This is a genomic window from Alicyclobacillus pomorum DSM 14955, from assembly GCF_000472905.1.
GTDB lineage: Bacteria > Bacillota > Bacilli > Alicyclobacillales > Alicyclobacillaceae > Alicyclobacillus_A > Alicyclobacillus_A pomorum.
This window is the reverse complement of record NZ_AXAR01000002.1, coordinates 24,577-43,262: the sequence shown is the minus strand read 5'-3', so window position 1 is coordinate 43,262 and position 18,686 is coordinate 24,577. Positions and strand designations below refer to the sequence as shown.

Sequence of the window (18,686 nt, the reverse complement as noted above, 5' to 3'; positions counted from 1 at the left end):
CCAAGTGGGGCACAGTGCCCCGCTTGCGTTTGTGGAGATGAGGCACTGGAAAGGCAGGGGAGCGCATTGACAGAGTGGATTCCGGGCGTCTCCGACGACATGCTGTCAGCCGAATACTGGATGGAAAGAATCCCCCGACGTGCAACCCCTGGGTGGACGCGGGAAGCCTGCAACCACGCCATACGGCGCCACAGTCCGGCACTGGTGGACCTACTGCACGCCTTTCACCACGAGTCACCCATGGACTATCTTCCCGAATTCAAGCGTGATGCGCGTACGCTCTACGATGAAATCGGAACCCTGTTGGACCATACCTTCTGGGATCGCATCCGAGACAACGCGCAACTGACACCGTTCCCAACGTGGATGCCAGGGTTCACCGTGGGCCAGGCGGACGTGCGGACATACCCCACCCACACAATGGCTTTTCGGACACCAGAGGATGTGGAATTCAATCAGTTTCAAGAGACCGCACTTCACACGTTTGAGCCGGTGTTGTGTTTGGGGACCAGTGCCGACAGGATGTGGCAATATGTGGTGTCTTGCACGTATTCCGGTTGGGTGCAGAGCGAACGGATTGCGCACGCATCTCCAACACAGTTTGAGCAATACGTGCAATCACAGGACTTGTGGCTGGTCACGGACACGGGGGTGACCACACAGCCAGATTCGTTTCATCTCTCTGTCTCGCGACAACCGGTGGAGTTTGCTGCCGCTTTGCCTGTTCCCAGTCCTTACGCTGCACCCATTGGCGACGTTGCGGCGGTCTGGCCGGACCGAGACGCTACGGGGGCGTTCTCTCCGCACCAGGTGCTGATTCGGAAAACGCCGCACATCCGGCGCGGGTATTTGCCGTTTTCACGGGAATCCGTGGTGGAGATAGCGTTTCAGTTACTCGGCGAGCGCTATGGCTGGGGCAGCCGTTGTGGTCTGCACGATTGTTCCAGTCTGGTGATGGATGTCTATCGGTTGCTCGGGGTACAGCTTCCCCGCAACACCGGAGATCAGGAGCGGGCGTTGCCCAGCACACGGATGGTCCCAGAAGCGGCGTCGGTGGCCGATAGAGTTCAGGTGCTGGCAACGCTGTCGGCCGGAGACCTCTTGTTCATGCGCGGCCACGTCATGATGTACCTCGGCAAAGTCGGACATCAGCACTACGTAATTCACGATTTTTCCGGCTACCACACCATGGTGGATGGCCAGCGCGTTCGGGTACCTGTCCACCAAGTGATGGTGTCTCCCCTCGAACTGGGTGCTGACAGCGAGAAAACGTACCTGGAGTCCATCACAGGCGTACTCGACGTCTTTGCAACGGCACAAGAGTGAGGTGATGCATGGTGAACATCAAGTGGGGTATGGAGATTCCCATACGGGATGGCGTGCGGTTGGCGGCGGACTTGTTTTTTCCAAACGAGCGGGTGGAGTCGGCACCGGTGATTGTGGTTCGCACGCCGTACGGTCGACAGACCAACGCCCTGGTGGAACAGGCTCGCTACTTCGCGACCTGTGGGTACGCGGTGCTCAACGTGGATGTGCGCGGCCGGGGAGACAGCGAAGGGGAATTTGTGCCGTATCGAAACGAAGGAAAAGACGGGTACGACACCGTGGAGTGGGCAGCGGCACAGCCGTGGTGCAGCGGGGCCGTGGGGACGCTGGGAGCCTCCTATCTGGCGAAAGCACAGTGGCTCTGCGCGCTGGAGAAACCGCCGCACCTCCGGGCCATGATTCCCCTCGTATCGCCTTCGGACCCGTTTGTCGAATGGCCGACGGGCGTGCCTCAGCCACCCCATTTGTGCTGGCTGTTTCTGACCAGTGGCCGAATGGTCCAGAACATCCACGCCGTGGACTGGGCGAAGGTGTACGAACACCTTCCGCTCATCCACATGGACGAGGCGGTCGGGCGTTCCATTCCGGTGTGGAGAGAAGAGTGTGAACATCCGTACGGAGACCAGTGGTGGGAACCTGTTTGTTACCAAAACCGATTTCACGACATTGACGTGCCGGTGCTGCACATCTCCGGGTGGTACGACGACCAGCTCGTGGGAACCACCATCAACTATATGGGAATGATGCAACATGCTCCGAGCGAGTGGGTTCGCAAGGCGCAGCGGCTACTGATAGGCCCTTGGCCGCATCAGGTCAACGCGTCCACGAAGCTTGGCGCCATCGACTTCGGATGGAACTCGGTCATCGATTTGCAGGCGTACGAACGACGCTTTTTTGACCGCTGGTTGAAAGGGATGGACAACGGGGCGGACATGGAGGATCCTGTACGCATTTTCGTTATGGGGATCAACGAGTGGCAAAGTGAACGGGCGTGGCCGTCCATGCGAGCGGACTACCAGCGCTGGTATTTGCACAGCCGGGGACAGGCACACAACAGCTCCGACGACGGCATGTTGTCGCTGGAGGCGCCTACTGCGGGAGAGCCCCCAGACACATACGTGTACAATCCGCACAACCCCGTGCCGTATATCATGAAGCCTACGTCTGAACAGATTGGCGGTCCCGACGATTACAGCCAAGTTCACCAACGGGACGATGTCCTCGTCTACACCAGTGCGGCCATGGAAGATCCGCTGCACATCGCCGGGCCGATTACCGTAGAACTGTTTGCCGCGTCCAGCGCCCCGGACACCGATTTTATGGTGCAACTCCATGATGTCTGGCCCAATGGGTTCGCACAGCGGTTGTGCGACGGCATGGTCCGCGTGCGATTTCGGCATGGACTGGACACCCCGGAGCTCGTGAGGCCGGGAGAGGTTGTGCAGTTGACCATCGACTGTTGGAGTACCGCCCACGTGTTTCTGCCCGGACACCGCATCCGGTTGCATGTCGCGTCCAGCGCCTTTCCGAAATACGATAGAAACCCCAATACGGGTGAAGACATCGCGTGGGCCATCCGATTCCAATCCGCGAAGCAAACCGTCTATCACCATAACAAGTACCCGTCGGCTCTGATTCTCCCGGTGATTCGTACCTGAATGAATTTCACCCGTATTTTCTAAAGTTTTTTTATTGATTTGTAGGAAAATGAGGCTTCTTGTCGAATTATGGAGCAATATGCCTAATTTATCCACAGTTATGGTTGTGCAGGTCCCACTGGAAAGGGATGGTGCAGCGCGTCCATGATGTTAGGCAATTCTTTTGTGTCTAGTTCGTAAGGAGACGTGGTTGTGAAACGGAAATCATTCGTAGCGTTGTGTACCGCAAGTTTCTTACTGAGTCCGTTAGGTGTGACCGTTGCCGCTCCGACAACGGTGCAAGCGGCAACGCAATCGACACCGAGGTATCCGGGTCAAATCATTCAAGAAGGGTCTACCGGTACCGCAGTGAAGGCCATTCAGACGCAGCTCAATAAACTGGGTTACAGCTGTGGCACCGCGGACGGGATTTTTGGCCCTAAGACCAAATCTGCCGTGGAAAGATTCCAGAAGGCAATGAAGATTACAGTAGACGGACAGGTTGGTCCGCAGACCTGGTCAAAACTGTTCGGGACCTCATCGTCCAGTGCAAGTGGTTCCAGTACCCCTTCCACCGTCCGTAAGAGCAGCTCTAGTTCTAGCAGTGGCAGAAATTCCAGTGCAAGCGGTTCAACACCCACTTCCTCCAGTTCCGCACCGGCGTATCCCGGCACGGTCATCCAAGAAGGCGCAACCGGTACTGCCGTGAAGGAAATTCAGAACCAGTTGAACCACTTGGGCTATAACTGTGGTACCGCTGACGGGGATTTTGGTCCAATGACTGTGGCAGCAGTTAAATCCTTTCAGCAAAGCAAAGGGTTAACGGTGGATGGACAAGTCGGTCCGCAGACTTGGAATGCGCTGTTTGGCATCACGACGAGTACCGTATCCTTATCCTACGAAGCCTATTACAGTAGCAGTGCCGGGACACTAACTGGAGCGAAGTATTCGTCTTTAGCGACGGCAGAAAGCCATAAGGCGGATGGATTTGTCGTCAATCTGGCCTCGAATACCATTGTGGATATGCCGAGCCAGTATTATCACGAGGTCAATGGCCAGTGGTACATGAACTTAAATGGAATCGACTTTTTCCGCAGCAGTACAGTGCCATCGTTCGCCAAGCCAAACGTACTGTATTTCGCAACCAATACACAGGATTCTCCACATTACGTGAACTACTATGTGCTTTCAGACCACAAGAATTCCAGCGGGGTTCCCGTCTTTAACGGTGCATTTGCTGGAAAATGGGAAAATCCGTATCGGACCGCCCCATTGGTCTCAAAGGCGCCAGAAAGTGCAAGCACTATTGATGCTTGGTTAGGAAGCCATGGATACGCTCTGTACGGACTCGGGTCCTCCATGATTGACGCGCAAAACGGTTACGGCGTCAACGCCACATACTTGATGGCCCATGCCGTGGAAGAATCGGCGGGTGGCAACAGCAGTATTGCACTAGCCAAAAACAACATCTATGGCTACGGTGCCTATGACTCCAATCCGGCAAGTCTCGCAGGGATATTTCCCTCTGAGGATTACGCCATACACTACCAGGCTTACATGGTACGTACCAGTTATCTGGATCCGTCCGGGCCATTCTACGATGCAACCACCGGTGGCACGCTGGATGGCATGAACGAACACTACGCGACGGATGACAACTGGTCACCAACGATTGCTGCGGTGGTCAATCAATTCATGGTTGATGAACACGTGAGCACCTTTGCCACCTCTGCGTCCGTACCGACCATCTCGACGGTGAAGAACGAGGGAGAACCCATCTATCTGACAAACGGAGCACAAGGGCAGTTCGGAGGGAATGCGCAACTCAACTTGCTCGCCTATCCCGGCCAGTTGCAGCAAAACGCACAGGGTGCCGGTGTCAGAGCCTTACAAACGCTGTTGATTCTCAACGGATACTCTGTGGGCAGCAGCGGGGCTGATGGTGATTTTGGTCCGGCGACTTTCTCGGCGCTAAAGGAATTCCAGGCGTCCACTCCTGGCTTAACTGCAAATGGGATCTGTGATGTAACGACGTGGAATGCGCTGACGAAAGGACTGCCGAGCAGCGTCTCTGTCAGTGCCATCCGGATTGGTTTCGTGGGTGGCGTAGTGGTTGACCTTTACCAGGTGCCACAAGTCAATGGACAAGGCAGTGTATGGATTGATGGCCGTTACGTACACCTGACCAATGTCTATCGAGTGGTTCCGAAAGGTGTTGCGCCAGGGAGCTCAGCTTATGCCAAAGAGGCTGAAATCTCGAGTACATTGCACGCTGGCGACTACGTAGTGGCCTCCAGTCCTAGCTCAAGTACGGTTCAATACAGCTATCAGCAGTATACTGGCAGCGACAACGTCGTCGTTCCTGCGTCGGCAACCATCAATACATCCCAATACGAACTCGTACCATACGACGAGGCCGTTTCTCAGTGGTAGGTACATCGCAATAGAGGAAGGAAAACGGGTCGAGGTTTTGCACCTCGGCCCGTTTTACATGGGGACGAATTCATCCATTCCAAAATACTGGCGCAGAATCGCAGGAACGTCATCTTCCCGTATTCTCTTTCTCATTTTCTTGTCGCCGTGTGTCATCGTCAACGTGTGACCAGAAAGTGTAATGCGGCCGTCAGGCGTCGCAATGGTTACAATGCGGCCTTGCGTAAAAGGGGATTTATCCGATGTTTGGATAAACCGAGAGGCTTCATGAAACTGTTTGAGTTGCTTCTCTTCGGTTGAAAAACGGAACTTTGTGATCCACTTTTCGCCCTGCTTGTTTTGTAAGTCGAACAGCGCTGTACCTATAACAGGAATAATCCGATACGTACCACTTACATCGTGAATTTCTTCTCCTGAAAGAGGTAGAGGTTCTCGAACACAATCTCCAAACCCAACATCTACTACGTAACTCTTTTCATCAAGGGACACAATGGTCGTCGCATGGCTGTCCTGATGTACCCATTCACCCTGTTCATTGAGTACCGTAGCAGCGACTAATTTCGCCCGGTATCCTAGTTCTGTTAACAACCATTGAAATAAACGATTTAGTTCGTAACACAAACCTCCCGCGTTTTCTTTCAACAATTTTCGTAAAGAAACGGTTTTGGTCCAAAATGATTTCGTTTCTCTATAACACATCTAGGTTCTCAAAAGGAATATGGCACAAGTGCTGCTGTTGTAGATAACGTAAATACTGAAGATCTGTTGATCCAACTTTTGCGTTTATGCGTTCTAAATACGCTGTTGCATCCATCATATGCACTCCTTGGGTTCAGAAGGTGAAGGTGAGGCACGCCATCCGTAGTCGAATGCCCAGGAGCGACAAGGGTTTATGGTCATTCATCGAGAAACCAAGTGCACGGATGTGCGTGACAAAATCCTTCGCACGTGACGGACCGCGAGACAGTCCATGTATCAAGGGAAACGTGCCTATGTTCCATTGTAGCAGCCTCTGTAGATACGGGTGTTCCATGCGCACCTCTACCTCTGCGCGTGCAGAAGGCATATCAAAAATTATATTTTCGAGATGAAAGATATCGGAAGAATCGGGTAAATGGAGGGGAGCGAATGATGACGCTGCCAGAACGCAGGGACTACGAGCGTCTGCTTCAAGCGCAGATTGACCTGGAAGCGATATTGAACTCGTTCCATGGCGATCTCGTGATTACTGATGGAAATGGCCATATCTTAAATGTCAGTCGGTCGTGTGAGCGATTGTATGGGTTATCCAAGGAAGCGTTTATTGGAAAGAATGTGGAAGAGCTGGAACGTCAAGGGGTTTTCAAACCTTCCATTACGAAAAAGGTCCTACAAGAACGCAAACGCATTTCAATGGTCCAGCAGGCACGGGATAACAAAAAGGTTTTAGTCACTGCGGTACCTGTCTTTGACGAGTCAGGGGGCATTATGCGGGTGGTCAGCTACACACATGACGTCACGGAGATGATGGAGCTGCAGCAACATCTCGGTGAGCTTCGACAGGAAATGATGCGGATGACCAGTGAACTGGAGCTTCTGCGAAAAAGAGAACTCAGTGGCGGCGAAGCCGTTGTATTTGGGGATGACATGGCGAAAACCGTGGAGATCATGCACCGTGTTGCAAAAATTGACGTCACCTTGTTGCTGCTCGGCGAGTCGGGCGTTGGGAAGAGCTTGTATGCGCGTTACATTCACCAGCTGAGCGCTCGAGCGGACGGCCCGTTCATTGAGGTGAACTGTGGCGCCATTCCGGAGTCGTTGTTCGAATCCGAGTTGTTTGGCTATGAGTCGGGGGCGTTTACGGGTGCGAGAAAGGGCGGAAAGATAGGCCTGTTTGAACTCGCGAACAAAGGCACAATTTTTCTGGATGAGATTGGGGAATTACCCTTATCCATTCAAGTGAAGCTGTTGAAAGTCATCCAGGAAAAGCGTTTTCGGCGTGTTGGCGGGACGCAAGAAATGAAGAGCGATGTTCGGATTATTGCGGCGACCAATCGAAACTTAGAGAACCTTGTTCAGAAAGGAAGATTTCGTGAAGACCTCTATTTCCGCCTCAACGTTGTACCCATCCGAATTCCTCCACTGCGGGAACGCTCGAATGATATTCGCGTGCTCGCCGAGCAGATGCTCGAGAAATTCAACACGCAATACGGGCTTCGGAAGACGATTTCAGAGAACGTCTACGAGCGATTAAGGAATTACGCGTGGCCTGGGAATGTTCGAGAGCTCGAACATTTGATTGAACGGCTCATCGTGACGGTGGACGGACCTATCATCGACGAACCTATGCTTCCCCGTGAGTTCTTTGAACCATCTGACGTTCGGAGGAAGCCTCATCGTCCGGGTGGAACCTTACCGGAAATGTTAGCTGAAGTTGAGAAACAGATTTTATTGGAGGCGAGAAATGCAGGTAAGAGCACAACACAAATGGCGCGGGAATTAGGAATTAGCCAAGCCTCCGTGGTTCGAAAACTTCAGCGTTACGGGATTACCAAGGGAAGGTGATTATGCAATTTTGTATACCTATACGATGTTGTATAAGAGTGGACGAACGTCCTTTCCGGGATGCCGACGCAAGTTATTCAAAAACGTATAAGGAACGTCCAGAACGAGGGGATGAACTGGAAAGTCCTTATAAGATATCTCCCGGATCCGTCGGAATGGCCCGTGATGTTGCGTATAGCGACAAGTCAGTCCATGTTTTCCTCTCCATCTCCACTTCCGCGAACCGTGCATTGTCGCGGCGACAATCTGGTTTGGCACGGAATTTGCATGTCTGAGAGGTGTAAGAACCAATTCACAGGGGTACGAGGAGGAATTTCGATGCACTACCAACCAAAGGACTCTTTTCAGTCTCCGAGATTCTGTGGACCTCGGACATTTGCTCGCATGCCATACGTTGAATCACTGGATGGCGACTTGGACTTTGTCATTACAGGGATTCCGTTTGATTCGGGCGCTTCATTCCGTACTGGACAGCGGTTCGGCCCAGGTGCGATTCGGGACTTTTCTATTCTGTTGCGGCCGTACAATCCAGAACAGGACATCAATGTGTTTGACTACGTGTCAGGCGTAGACTACGGCGATATCCCCGTTATCCCAGGGTACATCCAGGAAACATACGACAAGATTGTGGAGGGACTGACGCCCGTTTTAGAGCGCGGCATTATACCGATTGCAATGGGGGGAGATCACTCCATTACGCTGGGAGAATTGCGCGCAGTCGCCAGACAATACGGCCCAGTGGCGCTGGTACACTTCGATGCACACTCCGATACGTGGGACATCTACTTTGGCCAGAAGTACAACCATGGTACGCCGTTCCGGCGCGCGTTGGAGGAAGGGCTGTTGGATGTTTCGAGATCCATTCAAGTGGGCATGCGCGGATCACTGTACGGCCCTGAAGATTTAAATGACGCTCGAAACCTTGGGTTTGAGGTCTACTCAACCAACCAGTTCAAGAAACTCGGGGTGGAGCGGACGCTGGACATCATCAAGGAACGGGTTGGCAGCGGACCGGCATTCCTGTCGTTTGATATCGACTTTCTGGATCCGATTTATGCACCGGGAACCGGAACGCCCGAGGTTGCTGGTGTGAGTATTGACGACGCGCTGGCGCTGGTGCGTGGGTTGACGGACATTCGTTTCGTGGCATTCGACCTCGTTGAAGTGCTTCCACAATTCGACCACGGTCAAATCACTGCGATGTCTGCCGCCAACATTATCTATGAGTTCATTACACTCCTGGCGTTGCGCAAGCGTGCTGAAAGGGACCAAGAATCACAATTTGTTTCGAACGCCAATACCACCATTTAAAGGCGGTGACGCGAAGATGAGTACAGAAGTTGGGTTTGTTCGTGACAGCGTACGCCCCGTGCCTCAGTCGGAACGTTCGATGAAAATGTTTTCCACATTTTCGTTATGGATTGGCGCGAATGTGGTTGTGACGACGGTCTTTACGGGCATGTTGTTCGTTCCGGATTTGAAGTTTACCACCGCGATGCTGATTGTCCTCATCGGGTCCCTCATTGGTGGCATTCCTCTCATTTTGACTGGAAACATCGGGACCCGGACGGGGCTGCCAACCATGATTTTGACTCGAGGTTCGTTTGGCCACCGTGGGTCTGCCTTGCCTTCCGCGGTCAATACGTTGGTGCTCATTGGGTGGAGCTGGATACAGGCTTACATGGGCGGTTTGAGTTTAGATCACGCTGTCAAATATGCAACCGGTTACAGTAACATCAACTTGTTTGTCATTCTCACTGAGGTCTTCGTCGTTGCCATTACCGTGTATGGCCACCATGCCATTGAGAAGACCGAAAACATTGTGGCAACTTTAATGCTCATTCTGTCGGTCGTCGTTTTTAGTTTCATGTTTGTTCATTTTCATATTTCCAATCTTCTCAGTATGCCGACCAGTGCACATCCGGTCATGACGACGATGGTTGCCTTTGATATCGTTGTGGCCACAGCCTTTTCTTGGATGACTTCCTCTGGCGACTACAATCGAAATTGCGTAGACCAGCGCACGAGTCTTCTGGGAACATGGCTTGGCTATACCGTGGCTACCGTTGTGGCCATGGGACTGGGAGCGGCTGTCTCCGGATTTTCTTTGCTTAGTCACACCACACAAACGTACGATCCGACCGATTTGATTGGCGGAATTAATCCAACGCTTGGATTCGTCGCGGGCATTGTGATTTTCCTGTCGGTGTTGTCGACGAACGTGATGGCATTGTACAGCGCCTCCATGTCTTATCTCGCGATTTTTCCGAAAAGTAAGTTCTTTATGCCAACGCTCGTCATGGGCATCATTGCAATCTTTGGTGCGCTCCTCAAAGGGTGGCTGCTCGACCACTTTGAAAACTTCCTGCTGATGGTCGGTACGCTGTTTATCCCTGTCAGCGCCATCGTGCTTGTCGACTACTACGTGTTAAAACGCGGCCATTACGAGGCAGAGGAAATCATCTCAGGTGCGAAACGAAAGTACTGGTACTCGGGAGGGGTCAATTACCTGTCGTACCTTGCCTACATCATCGGCGCAGTTTTCGCGTACTGCTTCACCTACGTGCACCCGCTGTGGACAGGTGCAACCATCCTCACGTTCGTGATCACAGCGGTCATTTACTTCGGATTGATGAAGACCGTGGGCGTCAGACTGACTCTACCCTCAGTTGAATCACTAGGAGAGTGAGACAAGGTGTTCAAACCTTCCAAGATAGTAGACTTGTCATTGAATCTAACGAATGATACGCCAATCTACCCTGGCGATCCGGTTCCCAATATCTCCGTAGCCACCACACTCGAACACGACGGCTACAATTTGCATCATGTGCATATCGGATCGCAAACCGGATCTCACGTCGATGCTCCATACCACTTCTTAGAATCTGGAGAGCGGATCCACGAGTCGGATTTGAGCTTGTTTATTGGGACGGGTCTCGTGGTCCCGGTTCTAGGGAAGGGCGAACAAGAACGAATCACCTTGAAAGACGTTGAGCCCTACGTTGAGAAGGTGGAACCGGGGCACATTGTGCTGTTCCATACGGGGTGGTCGAAGTTTGCGGGACAAGAAAAGTATTTCCGCCACCCGTTTGTGGACGTAGAAGTGATTCAAGTTCTTCTAGAGCAAGGCGTCCGAACGTTTTGTATCGACTGCATCAATCTTGATTACACAGGTGGCACGGATTTTCCAGCACACGAAGCGATTGCAGCGGTGAATGGAATCATTGCGGAAAACCTAACCAATTTTGAAGGCATTGATTTCCCGGACCCGTTGATCTCGCTCTTCCCTCTGAAGCTTGTGGGCTGTGACGGTTCCCCCGTACGAGCCGTCGCAATGAAGGTGGATTCACTGTAAGTTCGTTGTTCGAGTGGATGGAAGGCGGGGGCGATGCTTTGAAATTCCGACTGGGACTTGTGCAGATGGCCCCGACACCAGGGGATGTTGAAGCCAACTTGTCGTTGATGGACGAAATGGTTCAACGGGCTGGAACCACCGGTGAGCAAGTCGACCTGCTTGTCTTTCCGGAGTTGTGTGTCACAGGCTATTCACCGGCGTATTGGAAACGACGCCCGACACGCCAAGACGAGCAGGCATGGCAGAGCCGAGTTCACGAACTCGCAAAACGGGAAGGCATTTGGATTATCTACGGTCACCCTTCCTATTGCATGGCAGTAAACGCGTCTGCCAAGAGCGAATTGGCCCGTTCTTTGCACGGTGACGACGCGCATCTGCCGCTGTACAACGCAGTGTCACTGATATCTCCTCACGGGCTCGTAGGCACCTATGCAAAAGTCCATTTGTTCGGGAATGAACCGGCAACGTTTGCCCGTGGCGACGCGTTTCCGGTTTGGGAAACACCGTGGGGCAAGGTTGCAATCCAAATCTGCTATGACCTTGAGTTTCCGGAAGGAGCGCGCGTCGCCGCGCTACATGGGGCAGACATGTTAATTTATCCTGCAAACAATATGGCCCCATTTGGGGAGTATCACCGAATCTACACGATGGCGCGCGCGATGGAGAATGCAATGTTCGTTGCGACTGTGAATCGCACTGGGGTTGAGGGCAATCTCCAGTTTTGCGGGGGCTCTTGTGTCGCTCACCCGGAAGGACGCTGGCTGATAGAGGCCGGCCCTGCCCCAGGGTTGTATACATGTGACATTCACATGGACGATTTGAAGTGCTTAGATGAATCGTTAGGGTACTTTCGTCATCGACAGCCTCAGTTATATGAACCGCTTGTCGCGAAGTCTGGCGGACATCCCGCTGGGAGGGGATCGATTTGAAAGAATCACTTCAGACGTATATCGCTGGGACATGGGTCGTTGGTAAAGGTCCAGAGCGCGTGCTGCGCAACCCGGCCACTGGCGAGGTCATCACGAAGGTGCTGGAGTCGAGTCATGAGCAAGTAGACTTTGCGGTCCGCTCTGCAAAGAATGCCTTCCTTCGCTCTGAGTGGGCGCATGATGTTTCAACTCGTGTGCACGTGCTTCGCCGCATGGCAGAGCTATTGGAAATTTCAGCGGATGAGTTTGCCCGCCTGGAGACGAAAAACACAGGAAAACCGCTCCGTGAATCACAGCTAGACGTTGCAGATTCCATCACTTGTTTGCGGTACTACGCAGATTTCATCGAATCAAAACAGCCGTGGACAAAAGAGATGTTTGACGGGACAAACAGCACCATCACAGAGGAACCCATCGGGGTATGCGCATTGATTGTGCCCTGGAACTTCCCGTTGTTGCTTGGAATCTGGAAATTAGCGCCGGCTTTGGCCGCAGGCAATACAGTCGTGTTGAAGCCCTCAGAGCTCACTCCGTTGACCATGCTGAAGCTGGGGGTTCTCGCAGATGAAAGTGGTATTCCTGGCGGTGTGTTCAACATCGTGTTGGGGGATGGGGCGGTTGGACAAGCACTGGTTTCCCATCCCGACGTCGATAAAGTGTCCTTTACAGGAGGTACAGAGTCTGGCACACGCGTCTATATGGAGTGTGCCAAGTCGTTGAAGCGTGTATCGCTCGAACTTGGCGGTAAGTCGCCTCTCATCGTATTTGACGATGTAGACGTAGATATCGCTGTCGACCTGGCGTTGTTTGGTGCTTTTTACAACCAGGGACAAGTCTGTGTGGCATCCTCCCGCTTGTTGGTGCAGGAAAGCATCTATGAACCTTTCTTGGAAAGGTTGGCGCAGAGAATGGCTGACGTGCACATTGGAAATCCGCTCAATGAAGAGACCGAGCTGGGTCCGCTCATCAGTGAACAGCATCTAGACAAGGTTCTGAATTACATTCACATTGGGATTGAGGAAGGTGCCACACTGTTCTGCGGAGGCGAAAGGTTACTCGCACTCGGTGAATTGTATGTGTCTCCAGCTGTATTCATCAACGTTCGCCAGGATATGAGAATTGTACAAGAGGAAATATTTGGACCGGTGGTCACGGTGCAGTCTTTTTCGAGTGAAGAAGAGGCTGTTGATTTGGCGAATGGGACAGTCTATGGATTGGCAGCCGGTGTTCTGAGTGCAGATATCCATCGTGCCGAACGTGTCGCGAAGAACATCCGGGCTGGTACGGTATGGATCAATGGTTATCACACACCCCATGTCGATACCGCTTGGGGCGGGTTTAAACGAAGCGGCATCGGACGCGAACTTGGTATTTACGGCCTCGCAGCGTTTTCAGAAGTGAAGCACACAAACCTCAATCGGACTGTGGCAAAAGTCGGGTGGTTTCGAGACACACAGCGGGTGTAATGACGAGAAGCATGGGATGCAAACTGGAGGGAAAACGGGTCGAGGTTTTGCACTTCGGCCCATTTTCCGTATGATATCGTTTTTTCTGATTGGGTTTCGGATCATGTAAAAATAATACACATAATACCTCTTGATTGTCTGAGCGAGTCGACGTAGTATCTCAATGGAAGATTGCGGGGGAATGGGCGGCGGTACATTATGGGGTTCGTACACTGATGAAACCGAATTCACAACCCGTAACAAGCGTGAACGATATAGGCAGCATCGCGTTTAGAATGGGCACAATCTATCCCATCCCCTGTACGGTAAGGAATGGTCAAAGGAGGTAGTTTTTTAAATCACTTACATAGTAAAGCGCTTTCTGGTTTACGGAAATTTTAATTTGAAAGGTGAGTATTCCCATGGATATCTTGCGAGGACTCGTGGGTATTGTGGTCCTTCTGTTGCTGGCTTTTCTGCTTTCAAACAACAAACGGCGAATCAAATGGAGAACCGTTCTCCTTAGCCTTTTACTTGAAGTCCTGTTTGCAGTTCTGGTCTTGCTGTGGTCGCCTGGACGTGCAGCGTTAAACTGGGTGACGAATCTGGTGGAGAATGTCGTCAGTTACGTGAATCAGGGTATCTCCTTCCTCTTTGGCCCGGTTGTTCAACTCCATGGAACGATTTTTGCATTCCAGGTCTTGCCTGTCATTATCTTCTTAGGTTCACTCATTGGCATACTTTACTACCTGCGCATAATTCAGTGGCTCATTCTCATCATTGGCGGAGCCATCGAACGGTTGCTGGGGACAAGCAAACTGGAATCTCTGTCTGCCATTTCGACCGTTTTCTTGGGCCAATCGGAGGCGCCGTTGCTGATTCGGCCATATGTGGGGCGGCTAACCCAGGCTGAACTGTTTCAGGTGATGGTATGCGGCTTTACTTCGGTTGCGGGATCCACGTTGATTGGTTATTCCATGCTCGGAATCCCTCTGAAGTATCTGCTGACCGCCAGCATCATGGATGCCCCTGCCGCGATTTGCATCGCGAAGATCATGTTTCCGGAAACAGATACACCGCTGACCGGTGAGACGGTGCGGATGGAGAAGGATACCGAATCGAAAAACATCATTGATGCAGCTGCAAACGGCGCATTGAGCGGTCTGAAGCTGGCTGTAAACGTGGGTGCCCTCTTAATCGCATTCATCTCGCTCATTGGGCTCATCAACGGCATACTTGGCGGCGTTGGCGGTTGGTTCGGTCATTCTCACCTTACGTTGCAAGAGATTTTGGGGTATCTGTTCTCGCCCATCGCGTTTTTGATTGGCGTGCCTTGGCACGAAGCGGTCACAGCGGGCGGCTTTATCGGCGAAAAGCTGGCGGTGAACGAGTTTGTAGCGTACACATCTCTGGCGCCTCAACTGCATCACCTGACAGCAAAAACGGTAGCCATCGTGACATTTGCTCTATGCGGCTTTGCCAACATTTCATCCATCGCCATCCAAATTGGCACATTCGGCGGCCTGGAACCGAAGCGCAGACATGACGTGGCGGCCTTAGGGGTGCGCGCGCTGTTAGCGGGGACGCTCGCTAACCTGTTGAACGCAGCGATTGTCGGCATGCTGATTCGTTAAACATAGTGGAAGTGTCAGCGATGGGAAGGTGATTCCATGAGAATGATTGACCTCATCAAGAAAAAGCGTGATGGCGGTGAGTTGAGCAAAGCGGAAATCGAGTTTATCGTGCAAGGATTCACCACGGGTGAAATTCCCGATTACCAGATGTCTGCTTTTGCGATGGCTGTGTTATTTCGCGGTATGACACCTGTGGAGCGGGCACATTTGACCCTGGCCATGGCGGCATCCGGAGACCAGTTGGATTTGTCATCTATCGATGGCGTCAAGGTGGACAAGCACAGCACAGGCGGTGTGGGCGATAAAACGACACTGGTGCTCGCTCCGATGGTCGCATCGCTCGGCGTTCCGGTAGCCAAGATGTCTGGTCGCGGATTGGGTCACACGGGTGGTACCATTGACAAGCTGGAGTCCATTCCTGGATTTCAAGTCGAATTGGAAGAACATCAGTTTATTGAACTCGTCAACAGGAATAAAATTGCGGTGGTCGGCCAAAGTGGAAATTTGACACCAGCCGACAAAAAGTTGTACGCGCTGCGTGACGTAACCGCCACCGTCGACTCCATTCCATTGATTGCGAGCTCCATCATGAGCAAAAAAATCGCCTCTGGAGCGGACGCCATTGTGCTGGATGTGAAAACGGGCAACGGTGCTTTCATGAAGACCTTGGATCAGGCCCTTGAATTGGCACGAGCGATGGTGGATATCGGAAAGTTAATCGGGCGGAGAACGATGGCAGTCATCTCGGATATGAATCAACCGCTTGGGAATGCGGTGGGGAATGCCCTGGAAGTGCGTGAAGCCATTGATACCTTGAAGGGTCAGGGTCCCGCAGATGTATACGAGCTCTGCTTGACGCTTGGCAGCTATATGGTCTATCTAGGGAAAATGGCTGCCAGTCCCGAAGAGGCACGGAGCCAATTGGAGGAAGCTATCGCGAGTCGGAAAGCCCTGGAAACCTTCAGGACTTTTGTCGCTGCTCAAGGGGGTGATCCCACAGTCGTGGACGAACCCGGCAAGTTGCCCACGGCTCGATTCACGTTTGATATTCCGGCGAAAGAAGACGGCTTTGTTGCCGGGATTCGAGCGGAGGACATTGGAACAGCAGCGATGATTCTCGGCGCGGGCAGGGCGACAAAGGATTCACCCATTGATCTGGCGGTAGGATTGGTTCTGCACAAAAAGATTGGTGACCGGATAAGCAAGGGAGAGCCCTTAGCCACACTGCACAGCAACCGAGAGGACGTCGAAGAGATCCGTGAGCGAGTGTACGCAGCCTATTCCTTCAAGAAAGAGCCGGTACATCGGCCGACCTTGATTTACGAAACCATTCGTGAGTGAGAGGAGCAACTGTTCATGAAGATTGCGCAAATGATTGATCACACGTACTTAAAGCCCGAAGCGACACGGGATGACATCCTTCGTCTCGCCGAGGAAGCAAAGCAGTATCAATTTGCATCGGTCGTCGTGAACCCGGTGTGGGTGTCGACGGTCTCTGAAGTATTGAGGGGGACGCCGGTGAAGGTCTGCACCGTGATTGGTTTTCCCCTGGGAGCCTCCACTTCGTCCGTGAAAGTATTTGAGACGAGGGACGCCATCGAACACGGGGCTCAGGAGGTGGATATGGTGATTGATGTGGGCGCTTTGAAAGGCCGGGACGATGAACGGGTGGAGCAGGACATCCGTTCGGTCGTGGATGCCGCCAAAGGCAAAGCCTTGGTAAAGGTCATCATTGAGACTGCTCTCTTGACCGATGAGGAAAAGGAGCGTGCTTGCCGCTTGGCCGTGAAAGCGGGCGCCGATTTTGTGAAAACCTCAACTGGTTTTGCTAGCTCGGGGGCCAAGGTGGAGGATGTGGCCCTGATGCGGAAAGTGGTAGGATCAGATATTGGAGTGAAGGCTTCAGGCGGCATTCGCACCTATGAACAGGCGCTCAGCATGATTGAGGCGGGTGCAACACGCATCGGGACGAGCAACGGGGTCGCCATTGCGAAAGAAGCTCAGCTTCGGGAGAAAGAATAGTACATGCTCGGGAAAGTCGGAAACGAAGAATAGGAAGGGAGGAAAATTGTGTGTCAGAATTTCGGCGTGTCATTCTCATTGTGCTGGACAGTGTAGGCATTGGTGAGGCAAAAGATGCTGCCTCGTATGGCGATGTCGGCGCAAACACCCTCGCCAATATTGCCAAGGCAGTGGGAGGCTTGAACATTCCTCACTTATCCCAGCTCGGTCTGGGACGCATTCACCCCATTCTTGGGGCCTCTACCGAGAATGTTGTGGGCTGCTACGGAAAAATGGAGGAGCAATCGGTCGGAAAGGATACGACAAACGGACACTGGGAAATGGTCGGTGTGCGTTTGGAACGCCCTTTGCCGACGTACCCCAACGGGTTTCCTCGGGAGCTGATGGATGAATTTGAACGGCAGATTGGACGCAGAACCTTAGGGAACAAACCAGCTTCGGGAACCGAGATCATCAAAGAGTTGGGCGACGAACATGTACGGACGGGCTATCCCATCGTCTACACGTCGGCGGACTCGGTCTTTCAGGTGGCTGCTCATGAAGAAGTGATTCCTGTGGAGGAACTGTATCACATCTGCGAAGTTGCGCGTTCTCTCCTGGTGGGGGAACACGGGGTGGGCCGTGTCATCGCCAGGCCTTTTATCGGCAGTCACGGTCAATATGTACGCACCAGTAATCGACGGGACTATTCCCTGGACTTCGGACGAACGGTGCTCAACGAGCTGGCCGATGCAGGATATCCCGTGATTGGCATTGGAAAAATTGAAGACATCTACGGTGGTTCGGGCATTACGGAAGGAAGGCACACCAACGGAAACATGGACGGCGTCGACCAGACGCTGAAATATATGAGCGATGTCGAAAAGGGATTGATCTTTACCAATCTGGTGGACTTCGATATGTTGTATGGTCACCGGAACGATCCACACGGCTTTGCCAAGGCGATTGAAGCCTTTGACCAGCGGCTTCCGGAGATTGAAGGAGCCATGCGAGAGGATGATCTGCTCATCATTACAGCCGACCATGGCTGTGATCCGACGACACCGGGAACAGACCACTCCCGCGAAGACGTTCCGCTGTTGGTCTATGGAAAGAGAGCGAAGCGGGGTGTCGACCTGGGCACGAGAAAAACGTTTGGCGACATTGGCGCGACGCTGGCTGACATCTTTCAAGTGCCAAAACCAAAGATTGGCGTCAGTTTTTACGATTCCATCCGCGGATGAATGCGCGTGCTGCCTCACACCGTTGCTTCACGGTCAAGCGGCGGTGTGAGTGTGGCTGCGGTAACAGTATTTGAATAAGGTTCTGAATTCCGTTAATATCGGAATTGGTGAAGGTGACGTACTGTTCTGCGTGAAGAT

Annotated in this window: 15 protein-coding genes; 13 read left to right on the top strand and 2 right to left on the bottom strand. The window is 52.6% G+C overall.

What is annotated here, in order from left to right:
- The first annotated feature begins 66 nt into the window (after window positions 1–66).
- The 3 genes from YWK_RS0102395 to YWK_RS20725 all read left to right on the top strand — a co-directional run bounded on the left by YWK_RS0102395 (window position 67) and on the right by YWK_RS20725 (window position 5,396).
- Window positions 67–1,326: an NlpC/P60 family protein gene (locus YWK_RS0102395; RefSeq protein ID WP_026963536.1), complete on the top strand. Its 1,260-nt coding sequence runs from the start codon at window positions 67–69 to the stop codon at window positions 1,324–1,326.
- An 11-nt stretch (window positions 1,327–1,337) separates the two neighbouring features.
- Window positions 1,338–2,984 (top strand): CocE/NonD family hydrolase, encoded by a 1,647-nt coding sequence (locus tag YWK_RS0102390; protein WP_245578483.1) that lies wholly within the window; start codon window positions 1,338–1,340, stop codon window positions 2,982–2,984.
- A 192-nt stretch (window positions 2,985–3,176) separates the two neighbouring features.
- The gene (locus YWK_RS20725) at window positions 3,177–5,396 is read left to right on the top strand and encodes a peptidoglycan-binding protein (protein WP_051374966.1); all 2,220 of its coding nucleotides are present in this window, start codon (window positions 3,177–3,179) and stop codon (window positions 5,394–5,396) included.
- 54 nt (window positions 5,397–5,450) lie between these two features.
- Here the strand turns inward: YWK_RS20725 and YWK_RS17925 are convergent, their stop codons facing one another.
- Together YWK_RS17925 and YWK_RS22790 are read right to left on the bottom strand one after the other, a co-directional pair.
- The gene (locus YWK_RS17925; protein ID WP_156909016.1) at window positions 5,451–6,095 is read right to left on the bottom strand and encodes an arylamine N-acetyltransferase family protein; all 645 of its coding nucleotides are present in this window, start codon (window positions 6,093–6,095) and stop codon (window positions 5,451–5,453) included.
- Window positions 6,085–6,210 carry an arylamine N-acetyltransferase gene (locus YWK_RS22790; protein WP_169727123.1) on the bottom strand — a complete coding sequence of 42 codons (126 nt, stop codon included), beginning with the start codon at window positions 6,208–6,210 and terminating at the stop codon, window positions 6,085–6,087. Before YWK_RS22790 ends, YWK_RS17925 begins: the two co-directional genes overlap by 11 nt.
- A 314-nt stretch (window positions 6,211–6,524) precedes the next feature.
- On the opposite strand from YWK_RS22790, the gene YWK_RS0102375 reads away from it, so the two are divergent.
- The 10 genes from YWK_RS0102375 to YWK_RS0102330 all read left to right on the top strand — a co-directional run bounded on the left by YWK_RS0102375 (window position 6,525) and on the right by YWK_RS0102330 (window position 18,548).
- On the top strand, window positions 6,525–7,940 hold the full coding sequence (locus tag YWK_RS0102375) for a sigma-54 interaction domain-containing protein (protein WP_051374964.1): 1,416 nt from the start codon (window positions 6,525–6,527) through the stop codon (window positions 7,938–7,940).
- 318 nt (window positions 7,941–8,258) lie between these two features.
- Entirely contained in the window at window positions 8,259–9,251 is a 993-nt protein-coding gene (gene speB, locus YWK_RS0102370) for an agmatinase (RefSeq protein WP_026963533.1), read from the top strand.
- A 16-nt stretch (window positions 9,252–9,267) separates the two neighbouring features.
- Window positions 9,268–10,629, top strand: a complete 1,362-nt coding sequence (locus tag YWK_RS0102365) for a purine-cytosine permease family protein (protein WP_026963532.1) — start codon at window positions 9,268–9,270, stop codon at window positions 10,627–10,629.
- Between the two features lie 6 nt (window positions 10,630–10,635).
- Complete coding sequence (locus YWK_RS0102360; protein WP_026963531.1) at window positions 10,636–11,295, top strand: cyclase family protein; 660 nt, start codon at window positions 10,636–10,638, stop codon at window positions 11,293–11,295.
- Between the two features lie 38 nt (window positions 11,296–11,333).
- Window positions 11,334–12,224: a carbon-nitrogen hydrolase family protein gene (locus YWK_RS0102355; RefSeq protein ID WP_169727122.1), complete on the top strand. Its 891-nt coding sequence runs from the start codon at window positions 11,334–11,336 to the stop codon at window positions 12,222–12,224.
- Entirely contained in the window at window positions 12,221–13,690 is a 1,470-nt protein-coding gene (locus YWK_RS0102350) for an aldehyde dehydrogenase family protein (protein WP_051374963.1), read from the top strand. Before YWK_RS0102355 ends, YWK_RS0102350 begins: the two co-directional genes overlap by 4 nt.
- 401 nt (window positions 13,691–14,091) lie before the next feature.
- Window positions 14,092–15,303, top strand: a complete 1,212-nt coding sequence (locus tag YWK_RS0102345) for a NupC/NupG family nucleoside CNT transporter (protein WP_026963528.1) — start codon at window positions 14,092–14,094, stop codon at window positions 15,301–15,303.
- A 36-nt stretch (window positions 15,304–15,339) separates the two neighbouring features.
- Window positions 15,340–16,644 (top strand): pyrimidine-nucleoside phosphorylase, encoded by a 1,305-nt coding sequence (locus YWK_RS0102340; RefSeq protein WP_026963527.1) that lies wholly within the window; start codon window positions 15,340–15,342, stop codon window positions 16,642–16,644.
- 9 nt (window positions 16,645–16,653) lie between these two features.
- Window positions 16,654–17,325, top strand: coding sequence for a deoxyribose-phosphate aldolase (gene deoC / locus YWK_RS0102335; RefSeq protein WP_026963526.1), 672 nt, complete (start codon window positions 16,654–16,656; stop codon window positions 17,323–17,325).
- Window positions 17,326–17,375: 50 nt separating this feature from the next.
- Entirely contained in the window at window positions 17,376–18,548 is a 1,173-nt protein-coding gene (locus YWK_RS0102330; protein ID WP_026963525.1) for a phosphopentomutase, read from the top strand.
- Window positions 18,549–18,686: the final 138 nt, after the last annotated feature.